Annotated in this window: 33 protein-coding genes, 3 tRNA genes and 1 rRNA gene; all 37 read left to right on the top strand. The window is 54.8% G+C overall.

Annotated elements, in window-relative coordinates; genetic code table 11:
* The first annotated feature begins 184 nt into the window (after window positions 1-184).
* Window positions 185-300: ribosomal RNA gene (gene rrf / locus BM132_RS25555) — 5S ribosomal RNA — on the top strand.
* A gap of 132 nt (window positions 301-432) precedes the next feature.
* Window positions 433-1,389 carry a bifunctional biotin--[acetyl-CoA-carboxylase] ligase/biotin operon repressor BirA gene (gene birA / locus BM132_RS25550; RefSeq protein ID WP_092459559.1) on the top strand — a complete coding sequence of 319 codons (957 nt, stop codon included), beginning with the start codon at window positions 433-435 and terminating at the stop codon, window positions 1,387-1,389.
* Window positions 1,379-2,128 (top strand): pantothenate kinase, encoded by a 750-nt coding sequence (locus BM132_RS25545; protein ID WP_092403489.1) that lies wholly within the window; start codon window positions 1,379-1,381, stop codon window positions 2,126-2,128. Before birA ends, BM132_RS25545 begins: the two co-directional genes overlap by 11 nt.
* A 7-nt stretch (window positions 2,129-2,135) precedes the next feature.
* A complete protein-coding gene (locus BM132_RS25540) occupies window positions 2,136-2,588 on the top strand; it encodes a hypothetical protein (RefSeq protein WP_092403491.1) in 453 nt (150 codons plus the stop codon).
* Window positions 2,589-2,730: 142 nt separating this feature from the next.
* Window positions 2,731-2,815: transfer RNA gene (locus BM132_RS25535), tRNA-Tyr, on the top strand.
* A 24-nt stretch (window positions 2,816-2,839) separates the two neighbouring features.
* Window positions 2,840-2,913 (top strand) — tRNA-Gly (locus BM132_RS25530).
* Window positions 2,914-2,939: 26 nt separating this feature from the next.
* Window positions 2,940-3,015: transfer RNA gene (locus BM132_RS25525), tRNA-Thr, on the top strand.
* A gap of 84 nt (window positions 3,016-3,099) precedes the next feature.
* Complete coding sequence (tuf, locus tag BM132_RS25520; protein ID WP_092459557.1) at window positions 3,100-4,293, top strand: elongation factor Tu; 1,194 nt, start codon at window positions 3,100-3,102, stop codon at window positions 4,291-4,293.
* A gap of 155 nt (window positions 4,294-4,448) precedes the next feature.
* Entirely contained in the window at window positions 4,449-4,760 is a 312-nt protein-coding gene (gene rpsJ, locus BM132_RS25515; protein WP_003186070.1) for a 30S ribosomal protein S10, read from the top strand.
* A gap of 80 nt (window positions 4,761-4,840) precedes the next feature.
* Window positions 4,841-5,476, top strand: a complete 636-nt coding sequence (rplC, locus tag BM132_RS25510) for a 50S ribosomal protein L3 (RefSeq protein WP_003186059.1) — start codon at window positions 4,841-4,843, stop codon at window positions 5,474-5,476.
* A gap of 12 nt (window positions 5,477-5,488) precedes the next feature.
* Window positions 5,489-6,091 (top strand): 50S ribosomal protein L4, encoded by a 603-nt coding sequence (gene rplD / locus BM132_RS25505; protein WP_003186057.1) that lies wholly within the window; start codon window positions 5,489-5,491, stop codon window positions 6,089-6,091.
* On the top strand, window positions 6,088-6,387 hold the full coding sequence (gene rplW / locus BM132_RS25500) for a 50S ribosomal protein L23 (RefSeq protein ID WP_002555488.1): 300 nt from the start codon (window positions 6,088-6,090) through the stop codon (window positions 6,385-6,387). The genes rplD and rplW overlap by 4 nt, the downstream gene beginning before the upstream one ends.
* A gap of 14 nt (window positions 6,388-6,401) precedes the next feature.
* Window positions 6,402-7,226 (top strand): 50S ribosomal protein L2, encoded by an 825-nt coding sequence (gene rplB / locus BM132_RS25495; RefSeq protein ID WP_003186055.1) that lies wholly within the window; start codon window positions 6,402-6,404, stop codon window positions 7,224-7,226.
* 16 nt (window positions 7,227-7,242) lie between these two features.
* Window positions 7,243-7,518: a 30S ribosomal protein S19 gene (gene rpsS, locus BM132_RS25490; RefSeq protein ID WP_002555486.1), complete on the top strand. Its 276-nt coding sequence runs from the start codon at window positions 7,243-7,245 to the stop codon at window positions 7,516-7,518.
* 11 nt (window positions 7,519-7,529) lie between these two features.
* The gene (rplV, locus tag BM132_RS25485) at window positions 7,530-7,862 is read left to right on the top strand and encodes a 50S ribosomal protein L22 (RefSeq protein WP_003103908.1); all 333 of its coding nucleotides are present in this window, start codon (window positions 7,530-7,532) and stop codon (window positions 7,860-7,862) included.
* A gap of 13 nt (window positions 7,863-7,875) precedes the next feature.
* Window positions 7,876-8,562, top strand: coding sequence for a 30S ribosomal protein S3 (gene rpsC, locus BM132_RS25480; RefSeq protein ID WP_003176422.1), 687 nt, complete (start codon window positions 7,876-7,878; stop codon window positions 8,560-8,562).
* Window positions 8,563-8,574: 12 nt separating this feature from the next.
* Window positions 8,575-8,988, top strand: a complete 414-nt coding sequence (gene rplP, locus BM132_RS25475) for a 50S ribosomal protein L16 (protein WP_003186052.1) — start codon at window positions 8,575-8,577, stop codon at window positions 8,986-8,988.
* The gene (gene rpmC / locus BM132_RS25470) at window positions 8,988-9,179 is read left to right on the top strand and encodes a 50S ribosomal protein L29 (RefSeq protein WP_002555481.1); all 192 of its coding nucleotides are present in this window, start codon (window positions 8,988-8,990) and stop codon (window positions 9,177-9,179) included. The genes rplP and rpmC overlap by 1 nt, the downstream gene beginning before the upstream one ends.
* Window positions 9,180-9,181: 2 nt before the next feature.
* Window positions 9,182-9,448, top strand: coding sequence for a 30S ribosomal protein S17 (rpsQ, locus tag BM132_RS25465; protein WP_003194644.1), 267 nt, complete (start codon window positions 9,182-9,184; stop codon window positions 9,446-9,448).
* A gap of 23 nt (window positions 9,449-9,471) precedes the next feature.
* Window positions 9,472-9,840 (top strand): 50S ribosomal protein L14, encoded by a 369-nt coding sequence (rplN, locus tag BM132_RS25460; RefSeq protein ID WP_002555479.1) that lies wholly within the window; start codon window positions 9,472-9,474, stop codon window positions 9,838-9,840.
* A gap of 11 nt (window positions 9,841-9,851) precedes the next feature.
* Entirely contained in the window at window positions 9,852-10,166 is a 315-nt protein-coding gene (rplX, locus tag BM132_RS25455) for a 50S ribosomal protein L24 (protein WP_003186046.1), read from the top strand.
* 20 nt (window positions 10,167-10,186) lie between these two features.
* On the top strand, window positions 10,187-10,726 hold the full coding sequence (rplE, locus tag BM132_RS25450; protein ID WP_003186044.1) for a 50S ribosomal protein L5: 540 nt from the start codon (window positions 10,187-10,189) through the stop codon (window positions 10,724-10,726).
* A 13-nt stretch (window positions 10,727-10,739) separates the two neighbouring features.
* On the top strand, window positions 10,740-11,045 hold the full coding sequence (gene rpsN, locus BM132_RS25445; RefSeq protein WP_003186042.1) for a 30S ribosomal protein S14: 306 nt from the start codon (window positions 10,740-10,742) through the stop codon (window positions 11,043-11,045).
* A 210-nt stretch (window positions 11,046-11,255) separates the two neighbouring features.
* Window positions 11,256-11,648: a 30S ribosomal protein S8 gene (rpsH, locus tag BM132_RS25440; protein WP_017848802.1), complete on the top strand. Its 393-nt coding sequence runs from the start codon at window positions 11,256-11,258 to the stop codon at window positions 11,646-11,648.
* 12 nt (window positions 11,649-11,660) lie between these two features.
* Window positions 11,661-12,194, top strand: a complete 534-nt coding sequence (gene rplF, locus BM132_RS25435; RefSeq protein ID WP_003186039.1) for a 50S ribosomal protein L6 — start codon at window positions 11,661-11,663, stop codon at window positions 12,192-12,194.
* A 10-nt stretch (window positions 12,195-12,204) separates the two neighbouring features.
* On the top strand, window positions 12,205-12,555 hold the full coding sequence (gene rplR / locus BM132_RS25430) for a 50S ribosomal protein L18 (RefSeq protein WP_003186037.1): 351 nt from the start codon (window positions 12,205-12,207) through the stop codon (window positions 12,553-12,555).
* A gap of 3 nt (window positions 12,556-12,558) precedes the next feature.
* On the top strand, window positions 12,559-13,059 hold the full coding sequence (gene rpsE, locus BM132_RS25425; RefSeq protein ID WP_003186035.1) for a 30S ribosomal protein S5: 501 nt from the start codon (window positions 12,559-12,561) through the stop codon (window positions 13,057-13,059).
* Window positions 13,060-13,061: 2 nt separating this feature from the next.
* Window positions 13,062-13,238 carry a 50S ribosomal protein L30 gene (gene rpmD, locus BM132_RS25420; RefSeq protein ID WP_003186033.1) on the top strand — a complete coding sequence of 59 codons (177 nt, stop codon included), beginning with the start codon at window positions 13,062-13,064 and terminating at the stop codon, window positions 13,236-13,238.
* Window positions 13,239-13,241: 3 nt separating this feature from the next.
* Window positions 13,242-13,679: a 50S ribosomal protein L15 gene (gene rplO / locus BM132_RS25415; RefSeq protein ID WP_003186032.1), complete on the top strand. Its 438-nt coding sequence runs from the start codon at window positions 13,242-13,244 to the stop codon at window positions 13,677-13,679.
* The gene (secY, locus tag BM132_RS25410; protein WP_047229771.1) at window positions 13,680-15,008 is read left to right on the top strand and encodes a preprotein translocase subunit SecY; all 1,329 of its coding nucleotides are present in this window, start codon (window positions 13,680-13,682) and stop codon (window positions 15,006-15,008) included. It begins immediately after the preceding gene.
* 30 nt (window positions 15,009-15,038) lie between these two features.
* Entirely contained in the window at window positions 15,039-15,155 is a 117-nt protein-coding gene (rpmJ, locus tag BM132_RS25405) for a 50S ribosomal protein L36 (protein ID WP_002555468.1), read from the top strand.
* Between the two features lie 130 nt (window positions 15,156-15,285).
* Window positions 15,286-15,642, top strand: a complete 357-nt coding sequence (gene rpsM, locus BM132_RS25400) for a 30S ribosomal protein S13 (protein ID WP_047229770.1) — start codon at window positions 15,286-15,288, stop codon at window positions 15,640-15,642.
* A gap of 30 nt (window positions 15,643-15,672) precedes the next feature.
* Window positions 15,673-16,062 (top strand): 30S ribosomal protein S11, encoded by a 390-nt coding sequence (gene rpsK, locus BM132_RS25395; RefSeq protein ID WP_002555466.1) that lies wholly within the window; start codon window positions 15,673-15,675, stop codon window positions 16,060-16,062.
* 18 nt (window positions 16,063-16,080) lie between these two features.
* Window positions 16,081-16,701, top strand: coding sequence for a 30S ribosomal protein S4 (gene rpsD, locus BM132_RS25390; protein ID WP_003176404.1), 621 nt, complete (start codon window positions 16,081-16,083; stop codon window positions 16,699-16,701).
* 22 nt (window positions 16,702-16,723) lie between these two features.
* Window positions 16,724-17,725, top strand: a complete 1,002-nt coding sequence (rpoA, locus tag BM132_RS25385) for a DNA-directed RNA polymerase subunit alpha (protein WP_003186012.1) — start codon at window positions 16,724-16,726, stop codon at window positions 17,723-17,725.
* A gap of 42 nt (window positions 17,726-17,767) precedes the next feature.
* Window positions 17,768-18,154 (top strand): 50S ribosomal protein L17, encoded by a 387-nt coding sequence (rplQ, locus tag BM132_RS25380; protein ID WP_003186009.1) that lies wholly within the window; start codon window positions 17,768-17,770, stop codon window positions 18,152-18,154.
* 223 nt (window positions 18,155-18,377) lie between these two features.
* On the top strand, window positions 18,378-19,826 hold the full coding sequence (locus tag BM132_RS25375) for a catalase (protein ID WP_092459555.1): 1,449 nt from the start codon (window positions 18,378-18,380) through the stop codon (window positions 19,824-19,826).
* The last annotated feature ends 77 nt before the right edge of the window (window positions 19,827-19,903 follow it).

Genomic DNA, 19,903 nt, shown 5'->3' with positions numbered 1-19,903 from the left:
ACCCATACTAATTGCCCGTGAGGCTTGACCATATAACACCCAAGCAATTTGCTGACCCGATACACAGGGCACCAGATTGCGGTGTGTGAAGACGCTATGAACCGAAAGTTCGCACAACACACAAACCTATCGCATACCCATTCGCTGGAACGTGACCGTAAGGCACGCGCTGGCTACCGAATTTCTTGACGACCATAGAGCATTGGAACCACCTGATCCCATCCCGAACTCAGCAGTGAAACGATGCATCGCCGATGGTAGTGTGGGGTTTCCCCATGTGAGAGTAGGTCATCGTCAAGATTAAATTCCGAAACCCCTATCTGCTGACGCAGGTAGGGGTTTTGTTTTGCCCGCAGGAAAGACCTGGTGTGTTTCTATGCAACAGTCTTGCGCATCGCTATCATGCGGGCCTCATTATCAGGTGCCGTTTGCATGCTCACGTTGCTTAAACTTCTGAAAGATGGCCGCTTCCACTCGGGTCAGGCGCTGGGTACTGCTCTGGGTATCAGTCGTAGTGCTGTATGGAAGCAGTTGCAGCACCTGGAGGCGGAGTTAGGGTTATCTGTTCATAAGGTTCGAGGTAGAGGTTATCAGCTGGCTAAGCCGCTGCTGCTTTTGGACTCAGCTGAGATTAGCGCCAAAGAGTCTTGTGAGTGGCCCATCCATATATTTGACTCCATTGATTCGACCAACGCTGAGGCGCTTCGCGCCATAGAGCGTGGAATGGACGCTCCATTTAGGATTTTGACCGAGCGACAGACAGCCGGTCGTGGTCGTCGTGGTCGCAAGTGGGTGAGTCCGTTTGCTGACAATCTTTACCACAGTCTGGTGCTGCGAATTGATGGTGGCATGCGCCAAATTGAGGGGCTCAGCCTGGTTGTAGGGCTTGCAGTTATGCGCGCCTTGCATGATATGGGGATCGAGGGGGCTGGGCTGAAGTGGCCTAACGATGTCCTGGTAGGTGATAAGAAAATCGCTGGCATCTTGCTTGAGTTGGTGGGGGATCCAGCAGACGTTTGCCATGTTGTCCTCGGCGTAGGGATTAATGTGAATATGCGGTCGACCGATGAGGTTGACCAGCAATGGACGTCCATGTGCCTTGAGACGGGCAGGGATTTTGATCGAAACGAGTTGGTTGGACGGCTGGCTGCGAAGTTTCAGCATTACCTCAGGCTCCACCAGGTGTCAGGTTTCTCCGCGATCCAAGAGGAATGGGAGCGATACCATCTGTGGCAGGGGCGCAATGTTTCCCTGATTGCCGGTATCAACCAGGTTGACGGGGTTGTAATGGGCATTGATCGTCAGGGCGCGCTACGTTTGAAGGTAGATGGCGTGGAAAAAATCTTTAGCGGTGGTGAGCTCAGTTTGAGGTTGCGTGATGATTCTTGAGCTCGATTGCGGCAATAGCTTTATCAAATGGCGTGTCCTTGACTTCGATGGCGTAACACCGGTCGAAGGAGGGGTGGCTGGTACCGATAGTGCTCTGCTGGCGAGCTTGAGTGACGCCGATAAATTTCAGCTCAAGAAATGTCGTCTCGTTAGCGTGAGGACTCCGCAAGAGACGGATTCGCTGGTTGCTCTGCTAATTGATGTTTTTGGGGTGTCTGTCTCGCGCGCTGTACCTGTTCGGGAGTTGGCCGGTGTTAAGAACGGTTACAACGATTACGAGCGGCTAGGGCTCGATCGATGGTTGGCTTTGCTTGGGGGCTTTCATCTTGCCTCGGGAGCCTGTCTGGTGCTCGATTTCGGTACGGCCGTTACAGCGGATTTCGTGGCCGCGGACGGTGAGCATCTTGGGGGGTTCATTTGTCCTGGTATGCCTTTGATGCGTAATCAGTTGCGCACCCATACCCGACGGATTCGCTATGACGATACGGCTGCCGAGCGGGCTCACGAGAGTCTCGCCCCTGGTCGTGCGACTGTTGAGGCGGTGGAGCGCGGCTGCATGCTCATGCTCAGAGGGTTTGTCCTGACTCAGCTTGAACTGGCTAAAGAATATTGGGGGAAAGACTTCGTAGTATTTCTCACGGGGGGAGATGCCAATTTGGTATCCGGTGTTGTACCTGATGCCAAGGTAGTGCCTGATCTGGTTTTTGTTGGTTTGGCGATGGCCTGTCCTTTGTCTTGAGGTTCCTATGCGGTGGCTTTTTCTGCTGTTGGTGGTTTTGAATGTCTTTTATTACGTCTGGCATCAACAGGAGGCACCCCTTCGGGCAAAAGATGTGACTCCGTTGAGTTTGTACCGGGGCTCGCAGCAGGATATTCATCTCTTGAGCGAAACGGCTGATGCGCTTGTAAGGCGGGATTCAAGCAAATCTGCGGGCCGAGGCACGTGTGTCTATCTTGGTGGCTTCATCCGAATTGAAATGGCGCGCCAGCTGGAACAGCGGCTCGCGGCATCCGGGATCGCGGCTCGCTCCATTGCGCAGGGCTCGCCGAATCTGCCTGAGGGAGAAGGATTTTGGGTTCTGATTTCGCCAGATAGCGGGCTGAAGGTGAATGAAATGCTGCTTCAAAACCTTTCTAAAGAATTCAATGAGTTAAAACATAAAATAATGCCCTGTGAGGGGGTTGCACCCACAGGGTAGTTTGCATAGAATGGCGCCCGCTTCGCAGCGAAGGCCTTTAACAGCTAGCGCCACGAAGCGGTGTCAACGCAGCTAACCTCAGGTTTTTTATGAGAAAATGCTTGACAGAAGGCTGGCATGATATAGAATGCCGGCTCGCTTAGGAGGGGTTCCCGAGCGGCCAAAGGGATCAGACTGTAAATCTGACGTCTACGACTTCGAAGGTTCGAATCCTTCCCCCTCCACCAGTTTTAGCGTGAGCTGCAAGCTCCGCGGGTATAGTTTAGTGGTAGAACCTCAGCCTTCCAAGCTGATGATGCGGGTTCGATTCCCGCTACCCGCTCCAAGTTTGCAGGTTGTGCATAGTGTTTCGCTCTTGTAGCTCAGTTGGTAGAGCACACCCTTGGTAAGGGTGAGGTCGGCGGTTCAAATCCGCTCAAGAGCTCCATATAACAAGGCAGATATGAAAATATCTGCCTTTGTTTTAATGGTTTGTGTGACTTGCTAAATTCTTCTCCTAGGGGTGATTTCGATGGCTAAGGAAAAGTTCGAACGTAATAAGCCGCACGTCAACGTTGGCACCATCGGTCACGTCGACCACGGTAAAACCACGCTGACCGCTGCTCTGACCCGTGTCTGCTCCGAAGTTTTCGGTTCGGCCAAGGTTGACTTCGACAAGATCGACAGCGCCCCGGAAGAGAAAGCTCGCGGTATCACCATCAACACCGCTCACGTTGAATACGATTCGGCCGTGCGTCACTACGCACACGTTGACTGCCCAGGTCACGCCGACTACGTAAAAAACATGATCACTGGTGCTGCCCAGATGGACGGCGCGATCCTGGTTTGCTCGGCCGCTGATGGTCCGATGCCGCAAACCCGTGAGCACATCCTGCTGTCCCGTCAGGTAGGCGTTCCGTACATCGTTGTCTTCCTGAACAAGGCTGACATGGTTGACGATGCTGAGCTGCTGGAACTGGTTGAGATGGAAGTGCGCGATCTGCTGAGCACTTACGACTTCCCAGGTGATGACACTCCAATCATCATCGGTTCGGCTCTGATGGCTCTGAACGGTCAAGACGACAACGAAATGGGTACCAGTGCTGTCAAGAAGCTGGTGGAAACTCTGGACAGCTACATCCCAGAGCCAGAGCGTGCTATCGACAAGCCGTTCCTGATGCCAATCGAAGACGTATTCTCGATCTCCGGTCGCGGTACTGTTGTGACTGGTCGTGTTGAGCGTGGCATCGTCCGCATCCAGGAAGAAGTTGAGATCGTCGGTCTGCGCGACACTCAGAAAACTACCTGCACCGGCGTTGAAATGTTCCGCAAGCTGCTCGACGAAGGTCGTGCTGGCGAGAACTGTGGCGTACTGCTGCGCGGCACCAAGCGTGACGACGTTGAGCGTGGCCAGGTTCTGGTCAAGCCAGGCACCGTCAAGCCGCACACCAAGTTCACTGCAGAAGTTTACGTTCTGAGCAAGGAAGAAGGCGGCCGTCATACTCCGTTCTTCAAAGGCTACCGTCCACAGTTCTACTTCCGTACAACTGACGTGACCGGTAACTGCGAGCTGCCAGAAGGCGTTGAGATGGTAATGCCAGGTGACAACATCCAGATGACTGTCACTCTGATCAAGACCATCGCGATGGAAGACGGTCTGCGTTTCGCTATCCGTGAAGGCGGTCGTACCGTCGGCGCTGGCGTCGTAGCCAAAGTCATCGAGTAAGTCTCTTGTAGAGTCAGCTCGATGAGTTGAAGAGCCCCCGCCTAGCGGGGGCTTTTTTATTGGGTTGACACCTATCAGGGGCGTCTATAGAATTGCGCCTCCTTTTAACGGGCGTATTGCGCTCGGTGGGAATAGCAGCCGGAGTCTGAAATCCAATGCAAAATCAGCAAATCCGTATCAGGTTGAAGGCTTTTGACCATCGCCTGATCGACCAATCCACCCAGGAAATCGTGGAAACCGCGAAACGTACTGGTGCTCAAGTGCGTGGTCCAATTCCACTGCCTACCCGTAAAGAGCGGTTCACCGTTCTGGTCTCCCCGCACGTCAACAAAGACGCGCGTGACCAGTACGAGATCCGTACTCATAAGCGCGTTCTGGACATCGTCCAGCCAACGGATAAAACCGTTGATGCACTTATGAAGCTTGATCTTGCGGCCGGTGTGGAAGTGCAGATCAGCCTCGGCTAAGACTCGGTCTTGGTCGTGTAACGCTCTGAAATGGGCGGCCATAGCGGGTGAAAGCCCCGTACACTCATGAGGTTTACAACATGACTATTGGTGTAGTCGGTCGTAAATGCGGTATGACCCGTATTTTCACCGAAGAAGGTGTCTCCATTCCGGTCACGGTCATTGAGATCGAGCCGAATCGCGTCACCCAGTTCAAAACTGAAGAGACCGATGGCTATCGTGCAGTGCAAGTCACTGTCGGCGAGCGTCGTGCTTCGCGTGTAACAGCTGCTCAAGCTGGCCACTTCGCCAAGGCGAACGTTGCCGCTGGTCGTACCGTAATGGAATTCCGCCTTGAAGAAGGCGAGTACCAGGCCGGCGATCTGATCAACGCTGAAATCTTCGCTGCTGGTCAACTGGTTGATGTAACCGGTCAGTCCAAGGGTAAAGGCTTCCAGGGTACGATCAAGCGTTGGAACTTCCGCGGGCAAGATAACACCCACGGTAACTCCGTATCCCACCGCGTTCCAGGCTCTATCGGCCAGTGCCAGACTCCTGGTCGTGTATTCAAGGGCAAAAAAATGTCCGGTCATATGGGCGCTGAGCGCGTGACCGTGCAGTCCCTCGAAGTAGTGCGCGTGGACGCTGAACGCAATCTGTTGTTGGTCAAGGGCGCTGTTCCTGGCGCTACTGGCGGCAACTTGGTTGTACGTCCAGCAGCCAAGGCTCGCGGTTAAGGGGAAGCTGACATGCAATTAAATGTAAATGACGCTCAAGCGATCGAAGTTTCCGAACTGACATTTGGCGGCGAATTCAACGAGACGCTGGTTCACCAAGCAGTCGTGGCCTACATGGCTGGCGGCCGTCAAGGTAGCAAGCAGCAAAAGACCCGTTCCGACGTTTCTGGTGGCGGTAAGCGCCCATGGCGTCAGAAAGGTACTGGCCGTGCTCGTGCCGGTACTATCCGTAGCCCAATCTGGCGCGGCGGCGGTACCACTTTTGCAGCTCGTCCTCAGGATCACTCCCAGAAGCTGAACAAGAAGATGTATCGCGCAGCAATGCGTTCCATCCTTGCTGAGCTGGTGCGTACTGATCGTCTGGTCGTGGTTCAGGACTTCGCTGTTGAAGCACCGAAAACCAAAGATCTGCTGAACAAGCTGAATGGCATGGGCCTGACTGACGTCCTGATCGTGTCTGACGCTGTTGATCAGAACCTGTACCTGGCTGCTCGCAACCTGCCACACGTTGATGTTCGTGACGTGCAAGGTTCCGATCCGGTCAGTCTGATCGCATACGACAAGGTGTTGATCACCGTGTCGGCCGTGAAGAAATTCGAGGAGCTGCTGGGATGAACCAGGAACGCGTATTTAAAGTTCTGCTTGGCCCGCACGTTTCCGAGAAGGCTACGGTTCTGGCAGACAAGAAAGGCCAGTTCGTTTTCAAGGTTGCTACCGATGCAACCAAGCTGGAAATCAAGAAGGCCGTCGAAAGCCTGTTCAGCGTGAAAGTAGAGCGCGTTACTACCCTGAACGTTCTGGGTAAGAGCAAGCGCACTGCTCGCGGTCTGGGCAAGCGTAATGACTGGAAGAAGGCAGTTATCTCCCTTCAGCCAGGCCAAGATCTCGATTTCAGCAGCAGTGCTGAGTAAGGAAGGGGTGCATCATGGCAATCGTTAAATGCAAACCGACTTCCCCTGGCCGCCGTTTTGTGGTCAAGGTGGTCAACCAGGAGCTGCATAAAGGCGCTCCTCACGCACCGCTGCTCGAGAAAAAATCGAAGTCTGGTGGTCGTAACAACAATGGCCGTATTACCACTCGTCACATCGGTGGTGGTCATAAGCAGCATTATCGTCTGGTCGACTTCCGTCGCAACGACAAGGATGGCATCGCTGCCACCGTCGAGCGTATCGAATACGATCCAAACCGTACTGCTCACATCGCTCTGCTGCTGTACGCAGATGGCGAGCGTCGCTACATCATTGCCCCTAAAGGCGTGAGTGCTGGCGACCAGCTGATCGCAGGTGCCTTGGCGCCGATCAAGCCGGGCAACGCTCTGCAACTGCGTAACATTCCAGTTGGTAGCACCGTACACGGCATCGAATTGAAGCCAGGTAAAGGCGCACAGATCGCTCGTTCCGCTGGTGCTTCGGCTCAGCTGATCGCTCGTGAAGGTGTCTACGTGACCCTGCGTCTGCGTTCTGGTGAGATGCGTAAAGTACTGGCTGAGTGCCGTGCGACCCTGGGCGAAGTCTCGAACTCCGAGCACAGCCTGCGTTCGTTGGGTAAAGCTGGTGCCAAGCGCTGGCGTGGCGTTCGCCCAACCGTTCGTGGTGTTGCCATGAACCCGGTTGACCACCCACATGGTGGTGGTGAAGGTCGTACCTCTGGTGGTCGTCATCCGGTATCGCCATGGGGCTTCCCGACTAAGGGCGCGAAGACTCGTGGTAATAAGCGTACCGACAAAATGATCGTCCGTCGTCGCAAGTAAATAGAGGGATACGACAGTGCCACGTTCTCTGAAAAAAGGTCCTTTTATTGATCTTCACCTACTGAAGAAGATCGAAGTGGCGGCGGAAAAGAACGATCGCAAACCAGTTAAAACCTGGTCGCGCCGTTCGATGATCCTGCCACAAATGGTCGGTCTGACCATCGCAGTACACAACGGTCGCCAACACGTCCCAGTTCTCGTTAACGAAGACATGGTCGGCCACAAACTGGGCGAGTTTGCCGGTACCCGCACATACCGTGGGCACGTGGCTGACAAGAAAGCCAAGCGTTAAGGGGTAAGGAAATGGAAGTAGCCGCTAAGTTGTCGGGCGCTCGAATCTCCGCCCAGAAAGCCCGCTTGGTCGCCGACCAGATCCGCGGGAAGAAGGTGGGCGAAGCGCTCAACCTGTTGGCTTTCAGCAGTAAGAAAGCCGCCGAGATCATGAAGAAAGTGCTGGAGTCGGCCGTAGCCAACGCCGAGCATAACGAAGGCGCAGACGTTGATGACCTGAAGGTCAGCACCGTTTTCGTCAACGAAGGGCGTTCGCTGAAGCGCATCATGCCACGTGCCAAAGGCCGTGCTGATCGCATCGTCAAGCGGTCTTGCCATATCACTGTCAAGGTTGCTGACAAGTAACGGAGTCGAAGAGATGGGTCAGAAAGTACATCCCATTGGCATTCGCCTGGGAATCGTCAAGGAGCACACCTCCGTCTGGTACGCAGACGGTCGGACTTATGCGGACTACTTGTTCGCTGATCTGAAGGTGCGTGAGTATCTCCAAGACAAACTAAAAAGCGCGTCCGTAAGCCGTATCGATATCCATCGTCCGGCGCAGACTGCACGCATCACCATCCACACTGCTCGTCCAGGTATCGTTATCGGGAAGAAAGGTGAAGATGTTGAGAAGCTGCGTCAGGACCTGACCAAGCAAATGGGTGTGCCTGTGCACATCAATATCGAAGAGATCCGCAAGCCGGAGCTCGACGGTATGCTGGTTGCGCAGAGCGTAGCTCAGCAGCTGGAGCGTCGTGTAATGTTCCGTCGCGCTATGAAGCGCGCTGTACAAAACGCAATGCGCATTGGTGCCAAAGGCATCAAAATCCAAGTGAGCGGTCGTCTCGGCGGTGCTGAAATCGCACGTACTGAATGGTATCGCGAAGGTCGTGTGCCACTGCACACCCTGCGTGCCGACATCGACTATGCCAACTACGAAGCTCACACCACTTACGGTGTGATCGGTGTAAAGGTTTGGATCTTCAAAGGCGAAGTAATTGGTGGTCGCCAAGAAGAGCTGAAGCCACAAGCACCAGCGCCTCGTAAAAAAGCTGCTAAGTAAGGGGTACGCCAAATGTTGCAACCAAAGCGTACGAAGTTCCGCAAGCAGATGACCGGTCACAACCGTGGCCTGGCATTGCGCGGTAGCAAAGTCAGCTTCGGCGAGTTCGCGCTGAAGTCTGTTGCTCGTGGTCGTCTCACCGCTCGTCAGATCGAGTCAGCGCGTCGTGCTCTGACCCGTCACGTAAAACGTGGCGGCAAGATCTGGATCCGTGTATTCCCGGACAAGCCTGTCACCAAGAAGCCACTCGAAGTTCGGATGGGTAAAGGTAAGGGTAACGTGGAGTACTGGGTTGCCCAGATTCAGCCAGGCAAAGTCCTGTATGAAATCGAGGGTGTTTCTGAAGAGCTGGCGCGTGAGGCTTTCGCCCTGGCTGCTGCAAAGCTGCCGCTCGCCACCTCCTTTGTTAAACGGACGGTGATGTGATGAAAGCGAATGAACTTCGTGAAAAATCAGCACAGCAGCTGAACGAGCAACTGCTCGGCCTGCTGCGCGACCAGTTCAATCTGCGTATGCAGAAAGCAACTGGCCAGTTGGGGCAGTCTCATCTGCTCTCGCAAGTTAAGCGTGACATCGCTCGCGTGAAAACTGTGCTCAACCAGCAGGCAGGTAAGTGATCATGGCTGAAGCCGAAAAAACTGTCCGTACGCTGACTGGCCGTGTTGTCAGCGACAAGATGGACAAAACCATCACCGTTCTGATCGAGCGTCGCGTTAAGCACCCGATCTACGGTAAATACGTTAAGCGTTCGACTAAGCTGCACGCGCACGACGAAACCAATCAGTGCCACATCGGCGACAAAGTCACTATTCGTGAAACTCGTCCGATGGCCAAGACCAAGTCTTGGGCGCTGGTTGATGTTCTCGAACGCGCTGTGGAAGTCTAAGGGCTAGGGGTCGGAGAAATTATATGATTCAGACTCAATCCATGCTCGATGTGGCCGATAACAGCGGCGCTCGCCGTGTTATGTGCATCAAGGTGCTGGGTGGCTCCCATCGTCGTTACGCTGGTATTGGTGACATCATCAAAGTTACCGTCAAGGAAGCAATTCCCCGCGGTAAGGTGAAAAAAGGCCAAGTGATGACTGCTGTTGTAGTCCGCACTCGCCACGGTGTTCGTCGCGCTGACGGCTCCATCATCCGCTTTGATGGCAACGCTGCTGTTCTGTTGAACAACAAGCAAGAGCCAATCGGCACCCGTATCTTTGGGCCAGTGACCCGTGAGCTTCGTACTGAGAAGTTCATGAAGATCGTCTCGCTCGCCCCAGAAGTGCTGTAAGGAGATCCGACATGCAAAAGATTCGTCGTGACGACGAGATCATCGTGATCGCCGGCAAAGACAAGGGTAAGCGCGGTAAGGTGCTGAAGGTTCTTGCTGACAACCGTCTGGTTGTTGGTGGTCTGAACCTGGTCAAGCGTCATACCAAGCCTAACCCGATGTCGGGCGTACAGGGCGGTATCGTCGAGAAAGAAGCGCCACTGCACGCTTCCAACGTCGCCATTTTCAACGGCGAAACCAACAAGGCTGACCGCGTTGGTTTCAAAGTAGAAGACGGTAAGAAAATTCGTGTCTTCAAGTCGACCCAAAAAGCGGTTGATGCTTGAACACTGCTAGGTAGAAGACCATGGCACGACTAAAAGAGATTTACCGGAAGGAAATCGCACCGAAGCTTAAGGAAGAACTTAAGCTTTCGAACGTGATGGAAGTTCCGCGCGTTACCAAAATCACCCTGAACATGGGTCTGGGCGAAGCGATCGGCGACAAAAAAGTCATCGAGCACGCTGTTGCTGACCTGGAAAAGATCACCGGTCAGAAAGTCGTTGTGACTTACGCTCGGAAATCCATCGCTGGCTTTAAAGTCCGTGAAGGTTGGCCGATCGGCGTCAAAGTGACCCTGCGCCGTGAGCGTATGTACGAGTTCCTGGATCGTCTGCTGTCGATCTCCCTGCCTCGGGTTCGCGACTTCCGCGGCCTGAATGCCAAGTCCTTCGATGGTCGTGGTAACTACAGCATGGGCGTTAAAGAGCAGATTATTTTCCCGGAAATCGATTACGACAAGATCGACGCTCTCCGCGGTCTGGACATTACCCTGACCACCACTGCTCGGACGGATGACGAAGGTCGCGCACTGCTGCGCGCTTTCAAATTCCCGTTCCGCAACTGATTGGAGTAGGAAAATGGCCAAGAAGAGCATGAAAAACCGTGAGCTGAAGCGTCAGCTCACCGTTGCCAAGTACGCCACCAAGCGTGCAGCGCTGAAAGCTATCATCGTTGATCTGAACGCAAGTCCAGAAGCGCGTTGGGAAGCTACCGTAGCACTGCAGAAGCAGCCACGTGACGCAAGCGCTTCGCGCATGCGTAACCGCTGCCGCCTGACTGGTCGTCCGCACGGCGTGTACCGCAAGTTCGGCCTCGGCCGTAACATGCTGCGTCAAGCTGCAATGCGTGGTGACGTTCCAGGTCTGGTTAAAGCCAGCTGGTAAGCACTGTCAATGTCTCGGTGTTCGGGGTCGCAAGATCCTGACCGCCGGTGACCTTGAACTTGAATCAAGCCCCTTTTGGGGCTTGATTCATTTGTGGGGTGTGTCTAGAATACCCGGCTCGCCTGAGCCCGTGCTTTTATCGCGCGGATGTACTCGGCGACACGTAGTAGCCGAAAGGCTAATTTTTTGTGTATTAGGAGCGTCTAGCCCATGAGTATGCAGGACCCGTTAGCGGACATGCTAACTCGTATCCGTAATGCCCAGATGGCTGAAAAGTCCGTCGTAAGCATGCCATCTTCTACTTTGAAGGTAGCTGTTGCCAAAGTCCTGAAGGACGAAGGTTACATTGCGGGTTATCAGATCAGCAGCGAAATCAAGCCACTGCTGTCCATCGAGCTGAAGTACTTCGAAGGCCGTCCGGTCATCGAGGAAGTGAAGCGCGTTAGCCGTCCAGGCCTGCGTCAGTACAAGTCCGTCGAGGATCTGCCAAAAGTTCGTGGCGGTCTCGGTGTGTCTATCGTCTCCACCAACAAGGGTGTGATGACGGATCGTGCTGCGCGCGCTGCCGGTGTCGGCGGCGAAGTTCTTTGCACTGTGTTCTAAGGGGGGATAAGCATGTCACGCGTCGCTAAGAACCCCGTTAAGCTGCCAGCCGGTGTCGAAGTCAAATTCGCAGGCCAACAGCTTTCGGTGAAGGGTGCCAAAGGCACTCTGCAACTGAACATCCATTCGTCCGTTGAGATCGTTGAAGAAGCTGGTGAGCTGCGTTTCGCTGCTCGCAATGGCGATCAACAGACTCGCGCAATGGCTGGTACCACTCGTGCGTTGGTAAACAACATGGTCCAAGGCGTAAGCCAAGGCTTCGAGCGCAAGCTCCAGCTGGTCGGTGTTGGTTACAAGGCGCAAGCAAAAGGCACAGTGCTGAACCTGGCTCTTGGCTTCTCGCACCCAGTGGATTATGAACTGCCGGAAGGCATCACCGCTGAGACTCCTAGCCAGACCGATATCCTGATCAAGGGCATCGACAAGCAGCTGGTAGGTCAAGTGGCCGCCGAGATCCGCGACTTCCGTCCACCAGAGCCGTATAAAGGCAAAGGTGTGCGCTACGCGGACGAAGTCGTCCGTCGTAAAGAAGCCAAGAAGAAGTAGGGCATAGCAAATGACCGACAAAAAAGTTACTCGACTGCGTCGCGCTCGCAAAGCACGCCTGAAAATGCACGAACTCGAAGTCGTGCGTCTCTGCGTGTTCCGCTCGTCGCAGCACATCTACGCCCAGGTCATTTCGGCCGACGGCAACAAAGTCCTGGCAAGTGCCTCGACTTTGGATAAAGAACTGCGTGATGGCGCCACTGGCAACATCGACGCGGCCACTAAGGTTGGCCAGCTGGTCGCTACGCGTGCTAAAGCCGCTGGCGTCTCGCAGGTGGCTTTCGACCGCTCTGGCTTCAAGTACCACGGCCGCGTCAAGGCGCTGGCTGATGCTGCTCGTGAAGCTGGGCTGGAGTTCTAAGTTATGTCAAATAACGACCAAAAGCGCGACGAAGGCTACATCGAGAAGCTGGTTCAAGTTAACCGCGTAGCCAAAACCGTTAAAGGCGGCCGTATCTTCACTTTCACCGCGTTGACCGTGGTAGGTGATGGTAAAGGGCGTGTTGGCTTCGGCCGTGGCAAGTCGCGTGAAGTGCCTGCTGCGATCCAGAAGGCAATGGAAGCTGCTCGCCGCAACATGATCCAGGTTGATCTGAACGGCACCACTCTGCAGTACGCAATGAAGTCTGCCCATGGCGCTTCGAAGGTGTACATGCAGCCTGCTTCTGAAGGTACCGGTATCATCGCTGGCGGCGCTATGCGTGCTGTCCTCGAAGTTGCTGGCGTTCAGAACGTTCTGGCCAAGTGCTACGGCTCGACTAACCCGGTAAACGTGGTTCACGCCACTTTCAAGGGTTTGAAAGCAATGCAGTCTCCTGAATCCATTGCCGCCAAGCGTGGCAAAAGCGTCAAGGAGATCTTCTGATCATGGCTACCGTAAAAGTTACGCTGATCAAAAGCATGACCGGCCGCATCCCTAACCACAAACTGTGCGTTAAGGGTCTGGGTCTGCGTCGCATCGGTCACACTGTAGAGGTCCTGGATACTCCCGAGAATCGCGGGATGATCAACAAGGCCTACTACATGCTGCGTGTAGAGGGTTAATCGATGAAACTCAATGATCTGAGTCCAGCGCCGGGTTCCCGTCGCGAAAAGCATCGTCCGGGCCGTGGTATCGGTAGTGGTTTGGGCAAGACCGGTGGCCGTGGCCACAAAGGTCAGACCTCCCGCTCCGGTGGCACCATTGCTCCAGGCTTTGAAGGCGGTCAACAGCCGCTGCATCGTCGCCTGCCGAAGTTCGGTTTCGTTTCCCTGAAGGCCATGGATCGCGCAGAAGTGCGTCTGTCCGAGCTGGCTAAAGTGGATGGCGACATCGTCACCGTGCAGTCCCTGAAGGATGCCAACGTGATCAACCAGAACGTACAGCGTGTGAAAATCATGCTGTCGGGCGAAGTTGCTCGCGCTGTCACCATCGGAAAGGGAATCGGCGCCACCAAAGGTGCGCGTGCGGCTATCGAAGCAGCTGGCGGCAAGTTCGAGGAATAAATGGCTAAGCAAGGTGCTCTCTCTGCGCTCGGCAAAGGCGGTATGTCTGAACTCTGGGCTCGTCTGCGTTTTCTGTTCCTGGCGATTATCGTCTACCGAATAGGCGCACACATCCCGGTTCCAGGTATCAACCCGGACCGACTCGCGGACCTGTTTCGACAGAATGAGGGGACCATTCTTAGCTTGTTCAACATGTTTTCCGGCGGTGCGCTGGAACGGATGAGTATCTTTGCTCTGGGGATCATGCCGTACATCTCGGCATCGATCATCATGCAACTGATGACCGCCGTCAGCCCACAGCTGGAACAGTTGAAGAAGGAAGGTGAAGCTGGCCGTCGCAAGATCAGCCAGTACACCCGCTACCTCACCGTCGTCCTTGCTCTTGTCCAGGCTGTTGGCATGTCCATCGGTCTGGCAGGGCAAGGCGTAGCGTTCACTGGTGACTTTGGCTTCCATTTCGTCGCGGTAACCACGTTTGTGGCGGGTGCGATGTTCATGATGTGGCTGGGTGAGCAGATTACTGAGCGTGGTGTTGGCAACGGTATCTCGATGTTGATTTTCGCAGGTATCGTCGCCGGTCTTCCGAGAGCGATCGGGCAGTCTTTCGAGTCTGCGCGTCAGGGTGACATCAACATTTTTGCCCTGGTTGCGATCGGTTTGCTGGCAGTAGCGATTATCGGTTTCGTGGTGTTCATTGAGCGTGGTCAGCGTCGTATAGCTGTTCACTACGCCAAGCGTCAGCAGGGCCGCAAGGTATTTGCTGCGCAGACTAGCCACTTGCCGCTGAAGGTGAATATGGCCGGTGTTATCCCGGCTATTTTTGCGAGCAGCATTTTGCTGTTCCCGGCTTCGCTGGGTGCCTGGTTTGGTCAGTCTGAAGGTATGGGCTGGCTGCAGGACATCTCGCAGTCGATCGCTCCTGGTCAGCCGTTGAATATTCTGCTGTTTAGTGCAGGGATTATTTTCTTCTGCTTCTTCTATACGGCGTTGATGTTCAATCCGAAAGACGTAGCGGAAAACCTGAAGAAGTCCGGTGCCTTTATTCCGGGTATCCGTCCAGGCGAGCAGTCGGCGCGCTACATTGATGGCGTTTTGACTCGTTTGACCTTGTTCGGTGCTCTCTATATGACGGCCGTTTGCTTGCTTCCCCAGTTCCTGGTGGTTGCGGCAAATGTTCCGTTCTACCTTGGCGGGACCTCGTTGCTGATCGTGGTCGTGGTTGTGATGGACTTCATGTCCCAAGTACAATCGCACCTCGTTTCGCACCAGTACGAATCCCTGATGAAGAAAGCCAACCTGAAGGGCTACGGCAGCGGTATGTTGCGCTGAGTAGCGTCCATAAGGTTCGAGGAGTTGGTGATGAAAGTTCGTGCATCGGTGAAAAAGCTGTGCCGTAACTGCAAGATTATTCGCCGCGAAGGCGTTGTTCGGGTAATTTGCAGCGCGGAACCGCGTCACAAACAGCGCCAAGGCTGAGTGTGATTGTGCTTTAAGCCCGGCAGCTAGTGCGCTGCCGGGTTGATTATTTGTTATTACAGCGATATTATCTCGCGCCCTATTTCTTGGCTTCCGGGGCGTAGGTAGCTGTCAATTGGAGTCCCACTGAATGGCCCGTATTGCAGGCGTTAACATTCCAGATAACAAGCATACTGTTATCTCGCTGACCTACATCTATGGTGTTGGTCGCACTACTGCACAGAAAATTTGTGCAGTGTCTGGGGTCAACCCAGCGGCAAAGATCAAAGATCTGAGCGACGAGCAGATTGAACAGCTGCGTGGCGAAGTGGCGAAGTTCACCACTGAAGGTGACCTGCGTCGCGAAATCAACATGAAAATCAAGCGCTTGATGGACCTCGGTTGCTATCGCGGTCTGCGTCATCGTCGTGGTCTTCCAGTACGCGGTCAGCGTACCAAGACCAACGCGCGTACCCGTAAAGGTCCGCGTAAGCCGATCCGCAAGTAATCGCCCCAGCGAATCGACAGGAATTTAATCATGGCAAAACCTGCTGCTCGTCCTCGTAAAAAAGTTAAAAAGACAGTGGTTGATGGCATCGCCCACATCCATGCTTCTTTTAACAACACCATCGTGACCATTACCGACCGTCAAGGTAACGCTCTTTCCTGGGCAACCTCCGGTGGTTCGGGTTTCCGCGGTTCCCGCAAGTCCACCCCGTTCGCTGCTCAAGTAGCTGCTGAGCGTGCTGGTCAAGCTGCGCTGGAATACGGCCTGAAAAACCTCGACGTCAACGTCAAGGGTCCAGGTCCGGGTCGTGAATCCGCAGTCCGCGCTTTGAACGGCTGTGGCTACAAGATCGCCAGCATCACCGACGTGACGCCAATCCCGCACAACGGGTGCCGTCCGCCGAAGAAGCGCCGCGTGTAATCCAGGAGATTGTAAAGAATGGCTCGTTACATTGGTCCAAAATGCAAACTCGCTCGTCGCGAAGGCACCGATCTCTTTCTGAAGAGCGGCGTGCGCGCGATCGAATCGAAGTGCAACATTGAAGCAGCACCTGGTATCCACGGCCAACGCCGCGGTCGCCAGTCCGATTACGGCACCCAACTGCGTGAAAAGCAGAAGGTCCGTCGTATCTACGGCGTTCTCGAGCGTCAATTCAGCGGCTACTACAAAGAAGCAGCTGGCAAGAAGGGCGCAACCGGCGAAAACCTGTTGCAACTGCTCGAATGCCGTCTGGACAACGTTGTATACCGTATGGGTTTCGGTTCTACTCGTGCCGAATCCCGTCAGCTGGTATCGCACAAGTCGATCAGCGTTAACGGTCAGACCGTAAACGTTCCGTCCTACCAGGTTCGTGCTGGTGACGTGGTTGCTGTTCGCGAGAAAGCAAAGAACCAACTTCGCATTGTCCAAGCTCTCGATCTGTGTGCCCAACGTGGCCGCGTAGAATGGGTAGAAGTAGACACTGAGAAGAAGTCGGGCGTTTTCAAGAACGTTCCTGCTCGCAGTGATCTGTCCGCCGACATCAACGAAAGCCTGATTGTCGAGCTCTACTCCAAGTAAGGGCTAGAAAATAGGTGCATCCATGCAGATTTCGGTAAATGAGTTCCTGACACCCCGCCATATTGATGTGCAGGTTGTCAGTCCAACCCGCGCCAAGATCACACTCGAGCCTCTCGAGCGTGGTTTTGGCCACACCCTGGGCAACGCGCTGCGCCGCATCCTGTTGTCCTCAATGCCCGGCTGTGCAGTAGTCGAGGCCGAGATTGACGGTGTACTCCATGAGTACAGCGCCATCGAAGGTGTACAGGAAGATGTAATTGAAATCCTGTTGAACCTTAAAGGTCTGGCTATCAAGCTGCACGGTCGTGACGAAGTTACGCTGACCTTGTCGAAGAAGGGTTCGGGGGTGGTTACCGCTGCCGATATTCAGCTGGATCATGATGTCGAGATCGTTAACCCCGATCACGTAATCGCTAACCTGGCGTCTAACGGCGCCCTGAACATGAAGCTCACCGTAGCTCGTGGTCGTGGTTATGAACCGGCAGACTCGCGTCAGAGCGATGAAGACGAAAGCCGCAGCATCGGTCGCTTGCAGCTCGACTCTTCGTTCAGCCCGGTTCGCCGTATCGCATACGTGGTGGAAAACGCCCGTGTCGAACAGCGTACCAACCTGGACAAGCTGGTTATTGATCTGGAAACCAACGGTACCCTGGATCCTGAAGAGGCCATTCGCCGCGCTGCAACCATTCTGCAACAGCAGTTGGCTGCGTTCGTCGACCTCAAAGGTGACAGTGAGCCAGTGGTTGTCGAGCAGGAAGACGAGATTGATCCGATCCTGCTTCGCCCGGTTGACGATCTGGAACTGACTGTACGTTCGGCTAACTGCCTTAAGGCGGAAAACATCTACTACATCGGCGACCTGATTCAGCGCACCGAAGTAGAGCTGTTGAAGACTCCGAACCTTGGCAAGAAATCCTTGACTGAAATCAAGGACGTTCTGGCCTCCCGCGGTCTGTCCCTCGGCATGCGCCTCGACAACTGGCCGCCTGCAAGTCTTAAGAAGGACGACAAGGCGACTGCCTGATCGTCGTAATCACCGAACGTTGTGTTTGGTAAGGAATGAACCATGCGTCATCGTAAAAGTGGTCGTCACCTGAGCCGCACCAGCTCGCACCGCAAGGCCATGTTCCAAAACATGGCGGTGTCGCTGTTCGAGCACGAGCTGATCAAAACTACACTGCCGAAAGCCAAAGAACTGCGCCGCGTTGCTGAGCCGCTGATCACTTTGGCCAAGACAGACAGCCTGGCTAACCGCCGTCTGGCTTTCGACCGTACTCGTTCGAAAGCTATCGTTGGTAAGCTCTTCAACGACCTGGGCAAGCGTTATGCTACCCGTGAGGGTGGCTACCTGCGCATCCTCAAGTGCGGTTTCCGCGCTGGCGACAACGCGCCTATGGCGTACGTCGAGTTGGTTGATCGTGCTACCAGCGGTGAAGCTGTATCCGCTGAGTAAGTCGGCAACATACAAAAAACCGGGCCTTGTGCCCGGTTTTTTGTGCCCGGTCAAAAAGTATCAGTCACCTCTTTGTCTGGCGTCGCGCATGCAATAAGGCATCGTTAGATAATGACTATCGATGCCCATGATTTAATGAATTTGGATACTGTCATTAACATGATCAATACTCCTTTCCAGCCGATTAGCCGGCAGTTTGAAGACCGACCTAGGAAGATTGAGCATGAGCCAGACCAAAACGCTTACGACCGCCAGTGGCGCTCCTGTCGCCGATAACCAGAACTCTCGCTCCGCTGGCCCGCGTGGCCCGCTGTTGCTCGACGACTTCCACCTTATCGAGAAGCTCGCTCACTTCAATCGCGAGAACATTCCCGAGCGCCGTGTACACGCCAAGGGATCAGGCGCTTACGGCACATTTACCGTAACCCGGGATATCACCCAGTACACCAGCGCCAAGCTGTTTGAGTCGGTCGGCAAGCAGACCCCAACGTTCCTGCGTTTTTCCACCGTGGGTGGCGAGCGTGGCTCTGCGGATACTGAGCGCGACCCACGTGGTTTCGCCCTGAAGTTCTACACCGAGGAAGGGAACTGGGACATCGTGGGTAATAACACCCCTGTGTTTTTCATTCGCGATCCGCTGAAATTCCCCGACTTCATCCATACCCAGAAGCGCCTGCCCCAAAGCAATCTGAAAAGTGCCCAAATGATGTGGGATTTCTGGTCGCATTCGCCGGAGGCTTTGCACCAGGTCACCATTCTGTTCTCTGATCGTGGCATTCCCGATGGCTACCGTCACATGCACGGCTTTGGCAGTCACACCTATAGTCTGATCAGCGCCCAGGGTGAGCGTCACTGGGTGAAATGGCACTACAAGACCAAGCAAGGGGTCAAGAACCTGACGCCGGCTGAAGCTGCGCGCCTGGCGGGCACCGACCCGGATTACGCTCAGCGTGATCTGTTCAATGCGATCGAGCGTGGTGATTTCCCGAAGTGGAGCGTCTGCATCCAGATCATGACCGAGGCTCAAGCCGCGGCCCACTACGAGAACCCGTTCGATGTGACCAAAACCTGGTCGCAGAAAGAGTTTCCGTTGATCGAGGTTGGCGAACTGGAGCTCAACCGTAACCCGCTGAACTACTTCGCTGAGGTTGAGCAGGCTACGTTCGGCCCGAGCAATATGGTTCCAGGGGTTGGCCTTTCACCAGATCGCATGCTGCAAGGTCGTGTATTCGCCTACGCTGATGCGCACCGCTACCGTGTGGGCACCAATCACCAGCAATTGCCAGTCAACGCCCCGCGCAGCCCGGTCAACACTTACCAGCGCGACGGAGCCATGGCGTTCGGCAGCAATGGCGGTGCGGCACCGAACTACGAGCCCAACAGCTACGTCGAGGCGCCCAAGCAGGCTCCGCGTTATGCTGAACCGGCCCTGGCGCTCGGTGGTTCGGCAGACCGTTACGATCACCGCGAAGATACCGACTACTACAGTCACGCCGGTGCGCTGTTCCGCTTGATGAATGATGCCCAGAAAGCGCTGCTGATCAGCAACATCGCGGGTGCGATGGCCGGTGTATCGGCGGATGTTGTCGATCGTCAGCTGCAGCACTTCTTCAAAGCGGATGTCGCTTATGGTGAAGGCATCGCCAAAGCGTTGGGCGTACAGCTTAACTAAGTCTAAACGAGAAGCAGAACCGCCCTCAATTGGGCGGTTTTTGCGTTATTTAACCGGCTTTTCTCAGATTTTCTTCG

This window comes from Pseudomonas sp. NFACC45 (assembly GCF_900113505.1).
In the GTDB taxonomy this organism is placed as follows: Bacteria; Pseudomonadota; Gammaproteobacteria; order Pseudomonadales; family Pseudomonadaceae; genus Aquipseudomonas; species Aquipseudomonas tehranensis.
The sequence above is the reverse complement of the archived record's forward strand: the minus strand, read 5'-3'. Positions and strand labels throughout refer to the sequence as shown.

Coding starts and splice junctions, on each gene's coding strand:
- rpsQ (WP_003194644.1), top strand. CDS start 9,182: ATGGCTGAAGCCGAAAAAACTGTCCGTACGCTGACTGGCCGTGTTGTC.
- rpsM (WP_047229770.1), top strand. CDS start 15,286: ATGGCCCGTATTGCAGGCGTTAACATTCCAGATAACAAGCATACTGTT.
- rpsC (WP_003176422.1), top strand. CDS start 7,876: ATGGGTCAGAAAGTACATCCCATTGGCATTCGCCTGGGAATCGTCAAG.
- birA (WP_092459559.1), top strand. CDS start 433: ATGCTCACGTTGCTTAAACTTCTGAAAGATGGCCGCTTCCACTCGGGT.
- rpoA (WP_003186012.1), top strand. CDS start 16,724: ATGCAGATTTCGGTAAATGAGTTCCTGACACCCCGCCATATTGATGTG.
- rpmC (WP_002555481.1), top strand. CDS start 8,988: ATGAAAGCGAATGAACTTCGTGAAAAATCAGCACAGCAGCTGAACGAG.
- rpmD (WP_003186033.1), top strand. CDS start 13,062: ATGGCTACCGTAAAAGTTACGCTGATCAAAAGCATGACCGGCCGCATC.
- tuf (WP_092459557.1), top strand. CDS start 3,100: ATGGCTAAGGAAAAGTTCGAACGTAATAAGCCGCACGTCAACGTTGGC.
- rpsN (WP_003186042.1), top strand. CDS start 10,740: ATGGCCAAGAAGAGCATGAAAAACCGTGAGCTGAAGCGTCAGCTCACC.
- rplX (WP_003186046.1), top strand. CDS start 9,852: ATGCAAAAGATTCGTCGTGACGACGAGATCATCGTGATCGCCGGCAAA.
- BM132_RS25540 (WP_092403491.1), top strand. CDS start 2,136: ATGCGGTGGCTTTTTCTGCTGTTGGTGGTTTTGAATGTCTTTTATTAC.
- rplQ (WP_003186009.1), top strand. CDS start 17,768: ATGCGTCATCGTAAAAGTGGTCGTCACCTGAGCCGCACCAGCTCGCAC.
- rplE (WP_003186044.1), top strand. CDS start 10,187: ATGGCACGACTAAAAGAGATTTACCGGAAGGAAATCGCACCGAAGCTT.
- rplF (WP_003186039.1), top strand. CDS start 11,661: ATGTCACGCGTCGCTAAGAACCCCGTTAAGCTGCCAGCCGGTGTCGAA.
- rplB (WP_003186055.1), top strand. CDS start 6,402: ATGGCAATCGTTAAATGCAAACCGACTTCCCCTGGCCGCCGTTTTGTG.
- rplR (WP_003186037.1), top strand. CDS start 12,205: ATGACCGACAAAAAAGTTACTCGACTGCGTCGCGCTCGCAAAGCACGC.
- rpsJ (WP_003186070.1), top strand. CDS start 4,449: ATGCAAAATCAGCAAATCCGTATCAGGTTGAAGGCTTTTGACCATCGC.
- rplV (WP_003103908.1), top strand. CDS start 7,530: ATGGAAGTAGCCGCTAAGTTGTCGGGCGCTCGAATCTCCGCCCAGAAA.
- secY (WP_047229771.1), top strand. CDS start 13,680: ATGGCTAAGCAAGGTGCTCTCTCTGCGCTCGGCAAAGGCGGTATGTCT.
- rplP (WP_003186052.1), top strand. CDS start 8,575: ATGTTGCAACCAAAGCGTACGAAGTTCCGCAAGCAGATGACCGGTCAC.
- rplO (WP_003186032.1), top strand. CDS start 13,242: ATGAAACTCAATGATCTGAGTCCAGCGCCGGGTTCCCGTCGCGAAAAG.
- rplC (WP_003186059.1), top strand. CDS start 4,841: ATGACTATTGGTGTAGTCGGTCGTAAATGCGGTATGACCCGTATTTTC.
- rplN (WP_002555479.1), top strand. CDS start 9,472: ATGATTCAGACTCAATCCATGCTCGATGTGGCCGATAACAGCGGCGCT.
- rpsK (WP_002555466.1), top strand. CDS start 15,673: ATGGCAAAACCTGCTGCTCGTCCTCGTAAAAAAGTTAAAAAGACAGTG.
- BM132_RS25545 (WP_092403489.1), top strand. CDS start 1,379: ATGATTCTTGAGCTCGATTGCGGCAATAGCTTTATCAAATGGCGTGTC.
- rpsD (WP_003176404.1), top strand. CDS start 16,081: ATGGCTCGTTACATTGGTCCAAAATGCAAACTCGCTCGTCGCGAAGGC.
- rpmJ (WP_002555468.1), top strand. CDS start 15,039: ATGAAAGTTCGTGCATCGGTGAAAAAGCTGTGCCGTAACTGCAAGATT.
- BM132_RS25375 (WP_092459555.1), top strand. CDS start 18,378: ATGAGCCAGACCAAAACGCTTACGACCGCCAGTGGCGCTCCTGTCGCC.
- rpsE (WP_003186035.1), top strand. CDS start 12,559: ATGTCAAATAACGACCAAAAGCGCGACGAAGGCTACATCGAGAAGCTG.
- rplD (WP_003186057.1), top strand. CDS start 5,489: ATGCAATTAAATGTAAATGACGCTCAAGCGATCGAAGTTTCCGAACTG.
- rplW (WP_002555488.1), top strand. CDS start 6,088: ATGAACCAGGAACGCGTATTTAAAGTTCTGCTTGGCCCGCACGTTTCC.
- rpsH (WP_017848802.1), top strand. CDS start 11,256: ATGAGTATGCAGGACCCGTTAGCGGACATGCTAACTCGTATCCGTAAT.